Source organism: Gordonia sp. p3-SID1431 (genome assembly GCF_025143765.1).
Lineage (GTDB): Bacteria > Actinomycetota > Actinomycetes > Mycobacteriales > Mycobacteriaceae > Gordonia > Gordonia hongkongensis.
Genome location: NZ_JAMBDT010000004.1, coordinates 65,836 through 78,044, shown reverse-complemented (window position 1 = coordinate 78,044; position 12,209 = coordinate 65,836). Strand labels below are relative to the sequence as shown.

Sequence of the window (12,209 nt, the reverse complement as noted above, 5' to 3'; positions counted from 1 at the left end):
GGACGGTCACCGGATGTCGGCGGCGGCCGCGTCGTCGAGGAACCAGATGGTCTCCTCGGTGCCGCGCGCCCCGGCGGCGGGCCAGTCGGCCGGGTCCGCGCCACCGTGTGCGGCACCGACCGCCTCGGCCTTGTCGGCGCCGGCGACCAGGAACCACACCTGCCGGGAACGGTTGACGACGGGCAGGGTCAGGGTGATCCGGCGCGGCGGCGGCTTCGGCGAATCCTCGACGGCGACCACCGACTTCGTGGTCTCCGCGGTGGCCGCAGTGTGCGGGAACAACGAGTTGATGTGTCCCTCACCGCCCATGCCGAGCAGATGGAGATCGAACTCCGGCGCCACGCCGTCGCTCGACCGGCCGGCGAGAATCGCGGCGTAATCCGCGGCGGCGGCCTCGATGTCGTCGCCGAGCGGTCCGTCCGACGGCGCCATCGGGAACACCCGCGACGGGTCGACGGGCACGGTGTCGAGCAGCGCCTCGCGCGCCTGACCCGAATTGCGTTCCGGATCGTCGGCGGGGACGAAACGGTCGTCGCCCCAGTAGATGTCGACCTTGGACCAGTCGATGGTGCCGCTGTCGGCGGCGAGCGCCGACAGCAGGCCGATCCCGTTGCTGCCGCCGGTCAGCACCACACTCGCGACGCCGCGTTCGGCTTGGGCTCGGGTCACGAGATCCACGAACCGGGTCGCGGCGGTCTCGACGAGTTCCTGCTTGGAGTCGAAGACGAGGGTCTCGGTGGTCATCGGGCGGCAACTCCTTCGGTGTCATCTGTGAACTCGACCTCGGGGACACCCTTGAGTGCTTCGAAGTACACCTCGTCGGTGTCGAGTCGTCGTAGCTCCTCCGCGATACACGCGGGAAGTTCACGCCGGCCCATGGCGACGCGTCCATCGGGTTTGCCGGGCATCGTCAGCACGGCGTTGTTCTCCTCGTCGACGGCGAGGATGGTCGGACCCTCGTCGCGGTGGAGTCGGATCTCGAAACTGCCGCGGCGGCGTCGCGTCGGGACGTTCAGGGTGGACCGCAGCCAACCGGCGATCAGGTCCACCGAGGGCGAGTTCTGCGACCCGGTGACCACGACCTCGGTGATCGGGGTGTGCGGCGGTCGGTCGACCGCGGACGCGAGGATCGCGCGCCAGTGGGTGATGTGGGTCCAGGCGAGGTCGGTGTCGCCGGGGGAGTAGGTCTCGAGGCGCTGCGCCAGCACCGTGAGCGAGTCGCCCGCCTTGCTCGCGTCGACGATGCGCCGGTGCCCGAGTTTGCCGAGCGGATCGTCGGCGGGGCGTCGTGGTCCCTTGCCCGGCCACCAGGTGACGACCGGGGTGTCGGGGAGGAGGAAGGGGGTCACCACGCTGTCCGGATGGTCGGCGAGTTCGCCCTGCAGCGACAGCACGACCACCTCGGAGGCGCCGGCATCGCCGCCCACGCGGATCTGCGCATCGAGCCGTGAGTCGCCTTCACGCACACCGCGATACACGACGATGACGCGGCTGGGGTGCTCGCGGCTCGCGCCGACCGCCGCCTCGATGGCCCCTTCCATCGGCTCACCGAGTTCGACGCACACGACCAGGGTGAGCACGCGACCCAGACTCAGCGCGCCGCCTGCGGCGCGCACCTCGATGATCTTCTTGGCGACCTTTCCGGTCGACGTGTCGGGCAGTTCGACGATCATCGGGAGGCCTCCTGAACGGATCGGACGGTGCGGGCGTACGGACGTCTCGTCACGGCCGGCGCCACGCGCGACCGGTGCGGGCCATCATCTCCTCGGCCGAACGCGGCCCCCACGTCCCGGACTCGTAGGTGTCGGGCGACCCCGACTCGGCCCAATGGTCGAGCACCGGATCGAGGATGCGCCACGACAATTCGACTTCCTCGTTGACGGGGAACAGCGAGGGTTCACCCAGCAGGACGTCGAGGATGAGACGCTCGTACGCCTCCGGCGAGGCCTCGGTGAAGGCGGTGCCGTAGCTGAAGTCCATGTTGACGTCCCGGACCTCCATGCTCGACCCGGGGACCTTCGACCCGAATCGGAGGGTGATGCCCTCGTCCGGCTGGACCCGGATCACGAGCGCGTTCTGGCTCAGTTCCTCGGTCATGGTCTGGTCGAACGGCAGGTGCGGAGCGCGCTTGAAGACGAGTGCGATCTCGGTGACGCGACGGCCCAGGCGCTTTCCGGTGCGCAGATAGAACGGGACCCCTGCCCAGCGGCGGGAGTCGACCTCGAGGGCGATGGCGGCGAAGGTCTCGGTCTTCGAGTCCTTCGCGAAACCCTCCTCCTCCTTGAGGCCCGGCACCTTCTCGCTGCCCTGCCAACCCGGTCCGTACTGACCGCGGGCGGTGTTCTCGTCGATCGGCAGGACGTTGCGCGTCGCGGCGAGGACCTTGATCTTCTCGGCCTGTAACTGCTTGGGCTCGAAGGAGATCGGCTCCTCCATCGCGACCAGGGCCATGAGCTGCAGCAGGTGGTTCTGGATGACGTCGCGCGCCGCGCCGATCCCGTCGTAGTAACCCGCCCGGCCGCCGAGTCCGATGTCCTCGGCCATGGTGATCTGGACGTGGTCGACGTAATGCGAGCTCCACAGCGGGTCGAAGAGCTGATTGGCGAACCGCAGGGCCAGGATGTTCTGGACGGTCTCCTTGCCCAGATAGTGGTCGATCCGGAACACCGACGACTCGGGGAAGACGTTGTTGACGATCGCGTTGAGTTCACGCGCGGACTCGAGATCGTGGCCGAACGGCTTCTCGATCACCACCCGTCGCCAGCTGTCGCCCGTCGGCGTGGCGAGACCGCTGCGCTCGAGCTGCTCGCAGACCGTCGGGAAGGCCCCCGGCGGAATCGACAGGTAGAACGCGTGATTGCCGTCGGTCCCGCGTTCGACGTCGAGTGACTTGAGCGTGTCGCGCAGCCTGTCGAAGGCGGCGTCGTCGTCGAATGCGCCCTGCACGAACCGGAATCCCTCGGCGAGGCGTTCCCACACCTCTTCGCGGAATCCGGTCCGTGCGTGTTCGCGGACGGCGTCGTGGACGATGGCGCCGAAGTCCTCGTCGGTCCAGTCGCGCCGAGCGAAGCCGACGAGGGCGAACGACGGTGGCAGGAGGCCGCGGTTGGCGAGGTCGTAGACCGCCGGCATCAACTTCTTGCGGGCGAGGTCGCCGGTGACCCCGAAGATGACCAGGCTGCACGGTCCCGCGATGCGCGGCAGCCGTTTGTCCTGCGGGTCACGGAGCGGATTGGTCCACGAACCGGTCCCGGTTGACTCCTCGCCTCCCGCCACCTGCGGTCAGCCCTTGTTCGCCGCGGACAGTTGCTCGGCGGTCGCGCTGAGCAAATCGTTCCACGCGTCCTCGAACTTGCTGACGCCCTCGTTCTCCAGGACCAGGAAGACGTCGGTCAGGTCGACGCCCACCGCGACGAGCTTGTCGAAGATCTCCTGCGACTCGGCCGCGAGACCGATGATCGACTCGGTGTTGACCCAGCCGTGGTCGGCGAAGGCGTCCATCGTCTTGCCCGGCATCGTGTTGACCGTGTTGGGCGCGACGAGCTCGCTCACATACAGGGTGTCCGGGTAGTCGGGGTTCTTGACGCCCGTCGACGCCCAGAGTGCGCGTTGCGGGCGGGCGCCCTTGGCGAGCAGCTCGGGGAACCGCGACTCGACCTCGAAGACCTGCTGGTAGGCCGAGTAGGCGAGACGTGCATTGGCCAGTGCGGCCTTGCCCTTGAGCTCGGTGGCCTCCGGGGTGCCGATGGCGTCGAGTCGCTTGTCGATCTCGGTGTCCACCCGCGACACGAAGAACGAGGCGACGGAGTGGATGCGGGAGAGGTCGTGGCCGGCCTGGGCGGCGGCGTCGAGGCCGTCGAGGTAGGCGGCGATGACCTTCTCGTAGCGCTCGACCGAGAAGATCAGCGTCACGTTCACGCTGATGCCCTCGGCGATGACCTTGCTGATCGCGGGGAGCCCGGCCTCGGTGGCCGGGATCTTGATGAGCAGGTTCGGCCGGTCGACGATCTTCCACAGCTCGACGGCCTGTGCCACCGTGGCGTCGGTGTCGTGGGCGAGGCGCGGATCGACCTCGATCGACACGCGTCCGTCGACGCCGTCGGTCGACTCGTAGGTCGCGGCGAGGACGTCACAGGCGTTGCGCACGTCGTCGGTGGTGACCGTCCGGATGGTGGCGTCGACGTCGGCGCCCCGTGCGGCCAGTTCGTTGACCTGGTCGTCGTAGGCATGGCCCGACGACAGCGCGGCCTGGAAGATCGACGGGTTGGTGGTCACCCCGACGACCGACTTGGTGCTGATGAGTTCGGCAAGGTCACCTGAGCTGATCAGGTCCCGGGACAGGTCGTCCAGCCACACCGAAACTCCGGCGGCGGACAGTTCGGCGAGCTTCTCGTTCTGGGTCACGATTCTCTCCTTGTGGGTTGTTGGCGCTCAGCCCGCGACGACGCGCTCGGCGGCCGCGGTCACGGCCTCGGCGGTGATGCCGAACTTGGTGAACAGCACCTTGTAGTCGGCGGAGGCCCCGAAGTGTTCGATCGACACGATCTCGCCACCGGCGCCGACGATGCGGTACCACGGCATGGCGATACCGGCTTCGACGGCGACGCGCGGAACCGACGGCGGCAGCACGTGGTCGCGGTACCCCTGCGGTTGCTCATCGAACCACTCGACACAGGGCATCGAAACGACTCGCGCCTTGATTCCCTTCTCCGCCAGCGCCTTCTGTGCATCGACGGCGAGGTACACCTCGGAGCCGGTGCCGATGAGCACGACGTGGGGATCACCCTCGGAGTCGCTCAGGACGTATCCGCCGTTGGCGACGCCCTGCGCCGAGGTGCCCTCCAGGATCGGGATGTTCTGGCGGGTGAGCGCCAGGCCGACCGGATGGTTCCGGCGGGTGAGCAGGTGCTGCCAGGCGTACGCGGTCTCGTTGGCGTCGGCCGGCCGGACGACGTCGAGGTTCGGGATCGCGCGCAGCGCGGCCAGGTGCTCGATCGGCTGATGGGTCGGGCCGTCCTCACCCAGACCGATCGAGTCGTGGGTCCAGACGTAGATCGGATCGATCTCCATCAGCGCCGCGAGGCGGACCGCGGGACGCATGTAGTCGGCGAACTGCAGGAACGTACCGCCGTAGGCGCGGGTCGGCCCGTGCAGCGCGATGCCCGACAGGATCGATCCCATGGCGTGCTCACGGACACCGAAGTGCAGGGTGCGGCCGTAGGGGTTGGCCGACCACTTCTTGGTGCTGATCGAGGTCGGTCCGAACGACGGCTCGCCGTCCATGGTGGTGTTGTTGGAGCCGGCCAGGTCGGCCGAACCGCCCCACAGCTCGGGCAGCACGGGCGCGAGCGCGCCGAGCACCTTGCCCGATGCGCTGCGGGTCGCGACATCCTTGTCGCCGACGTTCCAGCTGGGCAGCACGTCGGTCCAGCCCTCGGGCAGTTCGTGGGCGGTGAGCCGGTCGAACAGCTTCTTGGCGTCGGGGTTCTTCTCCGCCCAGGCATCGAACGACGACGTCCACGCCGTGCGTTCCTCGGCGCCGCGGTCGATGAGCTTGCGGGTGTGGCCGATCACCTCGTCGGTGACCTCGAAGTTCTTCTCCGGGTCGAAACCGAGGACCTTCTTCGTCGCCGCGACCTCGTCTTCGCCGAGCGCCGCGCCGTGGGCCATGCCGGTGTTCATCATGTTGGGGGCGGGGTAGCCGATGATGGTGCGCAGGCAGATGATCGACGGCCGGTCGATGACCTGCTGGGCCGCCTCGATCGCCGCCTCGATGGCGACGATGTCCTCGCCGCCCTCCACGGTCTGCACGTGCCAGCCGTAGGCCTCGTAGCGCTTCGCGACATCCTCCGACAGCGCGATGTCGGTGTCGTCCTCGATCGAGATCTGGTTCTGGTCGTAGAACACGATCAGGTTGCCGAGCTGCTGGGTGCCTGCCAGCGAGCTGGCCTCCGACGTCACGCCCTCTTCGATGTCGCCGTCGGAGGCGACGACGTAGATGTAGTGGTCGAACGGGCTCTGTCCGGGCGCCGCATCGGGGTCGAACAGGCCGCGTTCGCGTCGGGCGGCCATCGCCATGCCGACCGACGAGGCGAGACCCTGACCCAGCGGGCCGGTGGTGATCTCGACGCCGCGGGTGTGGCGGAACTCGGGGTGGCCCGGCGTGAGAGAGTCCCAGGTCCGCAGCGCCTCGATGTCGGACAGCTCGAGACCGAACCCGCCGAGGTAGAGCTGGATGTAGAGCGTCAGGCTCGAGTGTCCGCACGAGAGGACGAAGCGGTCGCGCCCGGCCCAGTCGGTGTCGGTCGGGTCGTGACGCATGACTCGCTGGAACAAGGTGTAGGCGAGCGGAGCGAGGCTCATCGCGGTACCGGGGTGCCCGCTTCCGCACTTCTGCACTGCGTCGGCCGCCAGGATCCGGGCCGTGTCGACGGCGCGGGTGTCGAGGTCGGTCCAGTCGTCCGGGTGGCGGTGGGTGGTCAAAGCGCGGATCTCGTCTGTGTCGGCCACGATGCTGAAGGTCTCCTGTGCCTGCTCGGTGCGATTCGTACTCGGTCGGAGGTCGTAGAAGGGGCGATGGGTACCAGGGCGACCGGTACCAGCGTGATCGGTGTAGGCGTTGATCGGTATCGGCGCTGACCGGTGTCGGCCACCGACGATCGTCGGCGCGTACGCGTCCAGAGTAATCGGCGCCGGCCGCGCGTTGCGCGCCGACCGATGGTTACCGGCGAGTTCTGGCGTCATCGCCGGTCGAGAGCTCGCGCATGGCGGTGCCATGCCTCGATTCACGGTTCGCAGAGGCAAACGTCTACCATGCTCCGTAGTAGCCCGCGGGCGTCTGTGCGGGCGGACGAGGAGTGTTCGTGAGGATAGGGGAGCGTGTGAGCGGGAACAGTTCCGCCGCATCTCACTCGACCGACACCGCATCGAATCCGCAGGTATCGACCGAAACGGTCGCACCGGCCGATCAATCGTGGGCCGGGCGTGTGCGTGCGACGGTGCTCGCCTACATCGCGCTGACCAAGCCGCGTGTCATCGAGTTGCTTCTCGTCGCGACGATCCCGGTGATGCTGCAGGCCGACCGCGGCCACGTCGACATCGCGGTCATCGCCTTCACCCTGATCGGTGGCTGGCTCGGCGCAGGCAGCGCCAACACCCTTAACATGGTGGCCGACGCCGACATCGACAAGAAGATGAAGCGCACGGCCCGGCGTCCGCTGGCCCGCCGCGCGGTCGCGCCGCGGAGCGCGCTCATCTTCGGTCTCGCGTTGTGGGCGGCGTCCTTCGCGGTCCTGTACTTCGCCGCCAACCTCCTCTCGGCGCTGCTCGTCTCGGCGACGATCCTCTTCTACGTCGGCGTCTACACGCTGATCCTCAAGCGTCGGACCTGGCAGAACGTGGTCTGGGGCGGCGCCGCGGGTTGTATGCCGACCCTGGTGGGTTGGGCCGCGGTCACCGGGTCGCTGAGCTGGCAGCCGATCGTCCTCTTCGCGGTCATCTTCTTCTGGACGCCGCCGCACACCTGGGCGCTGGCGATGCGCTACAAGGAGGACTACAAGGCGGCCGGTGTGCCGATGCTCCCGGTCATCGCGACCGAAGAACGCGTCACCCGCCAGATGCTGATCTACACGGTCCTCACCGTGGTGACCTCACTGCTGCTGATCCCGGCGACGAGCTGGATCTACACCGTGATCGCGCTGACCGCCGGTGGCTGGTTCCTGGAGCGGGTGACCAAGCTGTACCGCGACACCAAGCGCGGTGCCGAGGTGGCACCGCTGAAGGTGTTCCTGCAGTCCAACGAGTACCTCGCCATCGTGTTCTGCGGACTCGCGATCGACGCGGTCGTCGGACTGCAGACCATCTCGTCCTACTTCTGAGCGCGGCTCACGTCCCGGCCGGCAACAGCACCGTCGAACCCGTGGTGACACGTGCCTCCAGGTCGGTGTGTGCGGCAGCCGCATCGGCCAATCGGTAACGCTGGCCGACGCGCACCTCGACACTGCCGTCGACGATCGCCTCGAAGTACTCGCCGGCCCGGCGGTTCAGTTCCTCGGCCGTGTCGGTGAAGTGCGCCAGTGTCGGCCGCGTCACCGACAGCGATCCCGCCGCGTTCAAACGTTGGAGGTCGAACGGCGGAACCGGCCCGCTCGCCGCCCCGAAGAGCACGATGATCCCCCGGACCGCGGTCGAGGCCAGTGACTGCTCGAACGTGTCGGCGCCGACGCCGTCGTAGACCACCGGCACGCCGCGTCCGTCGGTGAGGTCACGGACGCGGGAACTCAGGTCCTCCCCGTAGCGCAGGACGTGATCCGCCCCCGCGGCGCGCGAGAGTTCCGCCTTCTCGTCGGACGAGACCGTCGTGATGACCGTCAGTCCGCGGCGCTTGGCGAGCTGGGTGAGGATCAGGCCGACACCACCGCCACCGGCGTGCACCAGGATCGTGTTGCCGGCTTGGGGATGAGCACTCCCGTCGAGGAGGTAGTGCGCGGTGAGACCGCGGAGAAGCGACGACCCGGCCACCGCGTCGTCGACCGCGTCGGGTACCGGGACCGCTTTCGAGGCCGGGACCGCGACAAGCTCCGCATACGAACCGGGGGCCGCACACCACGCCACCCGCTGACCTTCCTGCAGCGACGTCACATCCGAGCCGGTCGCGACGACGATGCCCGCGCCCTCGGTGCCGGGGATGTAGGGCGGTGTGGAGGGATAGAGGCCCCGGCGCAGATAGGTGTCGATGAAGTTCACACCCACCGCTGCGGTCCGGACGATCACCTCGTCGGAGGCGGGGATGGGATCGTCGACGCTGCCGAAGGTCAGGACGTCGGGTCCGCCGTGGCGGGTCACCTGGATAGCTCGCACGACACCGTTCTACACGCCGGAATCGCCCCGGTATGCTGACCCCCATGACGAACACCACCGACGGCGAGAACTCGGGCACGCAGCAGAAGGTCGAGGCACCCACCGAGGTCGTCGCCTCGGTACGCAAGTTCGTCGAGCGCGAAGGTGGCAGCGCGAAGGTCGTCCTCCAGGCGATCGGGGACGCCGGTGTGCGGATCACGCTCGTCGGCGACGCCAACGGCATCCTCGGGGACCGGGTTGTGCCCGATCTCGCGACCGCGCAGGCCGTGGTCGACGCCGTCGACGGTCTCGAGATCGCCGAATGGGACCGTGACCTCACCTCGGAGACCACGGTGTCGACGTCGCACTACCGCAAGATGGCGGGTTGGGTCGCGCGGCAGAAGCGCTTCCCGCGTGCGCGCAACCGCGCCATCCTCTGAGGCCGGAGTTCGATCAGGCAGACTCGCGCAGCGGGTCTGCCTTTTTCGTCGCCGGATCCTTGACGATCGGGTTCCGCGCGATCAGGAGCTGCCAGGTGGCGCCGATGAGCAGGACCGCACTGCCGAACATGTGCGCGATGACGAGGGCGATGGGCAGATCGGTGGCGAACTGCACGAACCCGATCAGGCCCTGGAGCAGCAGGAGCAGCATGAACACCACTGCCGAGCGCTGTTGCGGCCGCGCGAACACCCGTGCGTAGACGAGGGCCGCGATCGCGAGCCCGACGAGGGTGAAGACGGCGTCGGCGTGCAGCTGTGTCGCGTTGCCGGGGTCGAGACCGTTCCGCGGGGCGTCCACATCGCCGGCGTGCGGGCCGGAGCCGGTCACGACCGTGCCGAGGTAGATCGTGCCCCAGGTGACGAGATAGACCAGCCAGGCGAGGTAGATGCCGAGTCGGCGTGTGGCGGTCGAGGGAGCGTCGGCGTCGTGCGATCCGGGCGCGGTCGGCGTCGGATACGGACGCATCCGGTAGACGAGCACGGTGGATGCGGAGACCAATGCCATGGACAGCAGGAAATGCAGCGCGACGACCCACGGGTTGAGCTGGGTCAGGACCGTGATCCCGCCGATCACCCCCTGGAACGGGATGCCGAGCGCGATGAGGGTGACCAGCCACTTGTCCCGGCGCGCCGCTCCGGCCAACCGCAGGACGGCGACCCAGGTCGCGATGGCGATGACGATCAGCACGAAGGTGAGCAGACGGTTGCCGAACTCGATCGCGCCGTGCATGCCCAGTTCGCCGTGCGGCACGAACGACTCGTCGGTGCACCGCGGCCAGGTCGGGCAACCGAGGCCCGAGGCGGTCACGCGCACGGCGCCGCCGGTGGCCACGATGCCCACGTTCGAGACGAGCAGGGCGATGGCCCAGCGATGCACGAATCGTGCCGTCGGCCGGCCGAAGCCGGGGACGAACCGCCACGGACCGGTCAGCGGCCGGCGCGCGTCGCCGGCGGCCGCGGCATGATCGCCCGACCGGGCCGTGGCCGGGGCGTTCGAAGTATCGGATGTCATCGGAATCGGAACCACCTCACCGCCAAGGTGCCGGCCACCGCGGCCCACACCAGCAAGACACCCACCCCGAAGGCGTCGAACGAACCCTCCGAGGCCATCTCGAGCGCCTCGCTCAGTGCCCCCGACGGGATGCACCGCGCGATCCAGTGCATGGCGTCGGGGATGTTGGAGTCGACGACGACGAGACTGCCGAGGCCGATGAACGCGAACCACAGCAGGTTCGCCAGTGCCAGCACGACCTCGGCCTTCAAGGTGCCGCCGAGCAGCAGCCCGAGAGCCGCGAAGCACGCGGTGCCGACCGCGAGGACCACCGCACCGATGAGCAGACCGACGGGGCTCGGTCGCCAGCCGAACGCGGCGCCGATCCCACCGAGGATCACCGACTGCAGCGCGACCACCACGAGGACCGCGATCGACTTGCCGGCGATGATGCCCCAGCGCGGTATCGGCGTCGCGCCGAGGCGTTTCAGCGCGCCGTAGCGACGGTCGAACCCGACGGCGATCGCCTGTCCGGTGAACGCCGTCGACATCACCGCGACGGTCAGGATCGCCGGGACGAACAGCGCCGCCCGCTCGGCGGGGCCGTCGCCGAACCCGGTGTCGATCGGCAGCAGGCACAGACCGACGAGCAGCGTGATCGGGATGAACATCGTGAGGAGCAACTGCTCGCCGTTGCGGAGCAGGAGCTTGAGTTCCAGGCCGCTCTGCGCGGCGATCATCGCCGGCAGCGACGCCGCCCGGGGAGCGGGGCGGAACAGACCGTCGGGGAATGTTCCGGCAGCACGGTCGGCGGGGCGGGGGAGCCCGGTGGGTGCGGATGAGGTCACGGTCGAAGGGTCCGTCCGGTGAGATCGAGGAAGACGTCTTCGAGGCTGCGGGTCTCCACGCGCAGATCGGTCGCGAGGACGTTGATCTTGGCGCACCAGGCGGTCACCGTGGCCAGCACCTGCGGCGTCATCGGACCGATGACCAGATACGAGCCGGGGGTGGCCTCCGTGCAGTGGTAGTCCTCGGGCAGGGCCAGCACCAGCATCGACAGGTCGAGTCCACGTGGTGCGGTGAAGCGCAGTTCGTTCTCGGCGCCGGTGCTGGTGAGGTCGGCGGGTGTCCCGTCGGCGACGACGTGGCCGTGATCGATGATCGCGACGTGGTCGGCGAGTTCCTCGGCCTCGTCCATCAGATGCGTCGTGAGCAGGACGGATGCTCCGTCGGCCCGGAGCCGGTCGATGAGTTCCCACACGACGAGGCGGGCGTGGGCATCGAGTCCGGCGGTCGGTTCGTCGAGGAAGACCAGTTCGGGGCGGCTGACGACCGCGCAGGCGAGGGCGAGGCGCTGCTGCTGGCCACCGGACAGACGTCGGTAGGACGTTCGACGCACGTCGGTCAGGCCGAGTGCGTCGAGCAGGAACTCGGGATCGATGGGATCGGCCGAATACGCGGCCACCAGGCGCAGCATCTCCTCGGCCCGGGCTCCCGGGTAGGCGCCACCGCCTTGCAGCATGACGCCGATGCGGCGCCGGAGCGCGTCGTTGTCGGCGATGGGATCGAGACCCAGGACGCGGACGCTGCCGGCGTCGGGTGCGGTGAAGCCCTCGCAGATCTCGACAGTCGTGGTCTTGCCCGCGCCGTTGGGACCGAGCAGGGCGAGGATCTCGCCGCGTTCGAGGGTGAGATCGAGCCGATCGACCGCGGTGCGATCCCCGAAGCGCTTGACCAGACCACGAACCTCGACGGCCGCCGCAGTGGCGGCCGGGGTGCCGGCGGAGGCGGCTGACCCGGGATCGCGGAGCCGACGATCGTTCACCCGATCGTCGTCGTTGATCTGCCGAGAGGTCGTGCTGCGCACACTGGTCAGACTA

General features: G+C 68.7%; 11 protein-coding genes. 2 read left to right on the top strand and 9 right to left on the bottom strand.

Annotated elements, in window-relative coordinates:
• Window positions 1–6: 6 nt before the first annotated feature.
• Genes pgl through tkt form a run of 5 tightly spaced genes read right to left on the bottom strand, consistent with a single transcriptional unit; the run spans window position 7 to window position 6,510 of the window.
• Window positions 7–744, bottom strand: a complete 738-nt coding sequence (pgl, locus tag M4D77_RS02395; RefSeq protein ID WP_058250369.1) for a 6-phosphogluconolactonase — start codon at window positions 742–744, stop codon at window positions 7–9.
• Window positions 741–1,673 carry a glucose-6-phosphate dehydrogenase assembly protein OpcA gene (locus M4D77_RS02390; RefSeq protein ID WP_065632154.1) on the bottom strand — a complete coding sequence of 311 codons (933 nt, stop codon included), beginning with the start codon at window positions 1,671–1,673 and terminating at the stop codon, window positions 741–743. The genes pgl and M4D77_RS02390 overlap by 4 nt, the downstream gene beginning before the upstream one ends.
• Window positions 1,674–1,722: 49 nt before the next feature.
• Window positions 1,723–3,276, bottom strand: coding sequence for a glucose-6-phosphate dehydrogenase (gene zwf, locus M4D77_RS02385; RefSeq protein WP_065632155.1), 1,554 nt, complete (start codon window positions 3,274–3,276; stop codon window positions 1,723–1,725).
• Between the two features lie 6 nt (window positions 3,277–3,282).
• On the bottom strand, window positions 3,283–4,404 hold the full coding sequence (tal, locus tag M4D77_RS02380) for a transaldolase (protein ID WP_065632156.1): 1,122 nt from the start codon (window positions 4,402–4,404) through the stop codon (window positions 3,283–3,285).
• A gap of 27 nt (window positions 4,405–4,431) precedes the next feature.
• Window positions 4,432–6,510 (bottom strand): transketolase, encoded by a 2,079-nt coding sequence (gene tkt / locus M4D77_RS02375; RefSeq protein ID WP_065632223.1) that lies wholly within the window; start codon window positions 6,508–6,510, stop codon window positions 4,432–4,434.
• Window positions 6,511–6,881: 371 nt separating this feature from the next.
• Here tkt and M4D77_RS02370 point away from each other — a divergent pair, with 371 nt between their 5' ends.
• Window positions 6,882–7,877, top strand: a complete 996-nt coding sequence (locus tag M4D77_RS02370; protein WP_065632157.1) for a heme o synthase — start codon at window positions 6,882–6,884, stop codon at window positions 7,875–7,877.
• A 7-nt stretch (window positions 7,878–7,884) separates the two neighbouring features.
• On the opposite strand, the gene M4D77_RS02365 is transcribed toward M4D77_RS02370, so the two are convergent.
• Window positions 7,885–8,859 (bottom strand): quinone oxidoreductase, encoded by a 975-nt coding sequence (locus M4D77_RS02365; RefSeq protein WP_159370742.1) that lies wholly within the window; start codon window positions 8,857–8,859, stop codon window positions 7,885–7,887.
• Between the two features lie 32 nt (window positions 8,860–8,891).
• On the opposite strand from M4D77_RS02365, the gene M4D77_RS02360 reads away from it, so the two are divergent.
• Window positions 8,892–9,278 (top strand): hypothetical protein, encoded by a 387-nt coding sequence (locus M4D77_RS02360; RefSeq protein WP_065632159.1) that lies wholly within the window; start codon window positions 8,892–8,894, stop codon window positions 9,276–9,278.
• Between the two features lie 13 nt (window positions 9,279–9,291).
• Here the strand turns inward: M4D77_RS02360 and M4D77_RS02355 are convergent, their stop codons facing one another.
• The 3 genes from M4D77_RS02355 to M4D77_RS02345 are packed head-to-tail and all read right to left on the bottom strand — an operon-like array spanning window position 9,292 to window position 12,154.
• On the bottom strand, window positions 9,292–10,350 hold the full coding sequence (locus M4D77_RS02355) for a heme A synthase (protein ID WP_259935447.1): 1,059 nt from the start codon (window positions 10,348–10,350) through the stop codon (window positions 9,292–9,294).
• The gene (locus M4D77_RS02350) at window positions 10,347–11,177 is read right to left on the bottom strand and encodes an ABC transporter permease (RefSeq protein WP_396266484.1); all 831 of its coding nucleotides are present in this window, start codon (window positions 11,175–11,177) and stop codon (window positions 10,347–10,349) included. Before M4D77_RS02350 ends, M4D77_RS02355 begins: the two co-directional genes overlap by 4 nt.
• On the bottom strand, window positions 11,174–12,154 hold the full coding sequence (locus M4D77_RS02345) for an ABC transporter ATP-binding protein (protein WP_083229431.1): 981 nt from the start codon (window positions 12,152–12,154) through the stop codon (window positions 11,174–11,176). Before M4D77_RS02345 ends, M4D77_RS02350 begins: the two co-directional genes overlap by 4 nt.
• Window positions 12,155–12,209: the final 55 nt, after the last annotated feature.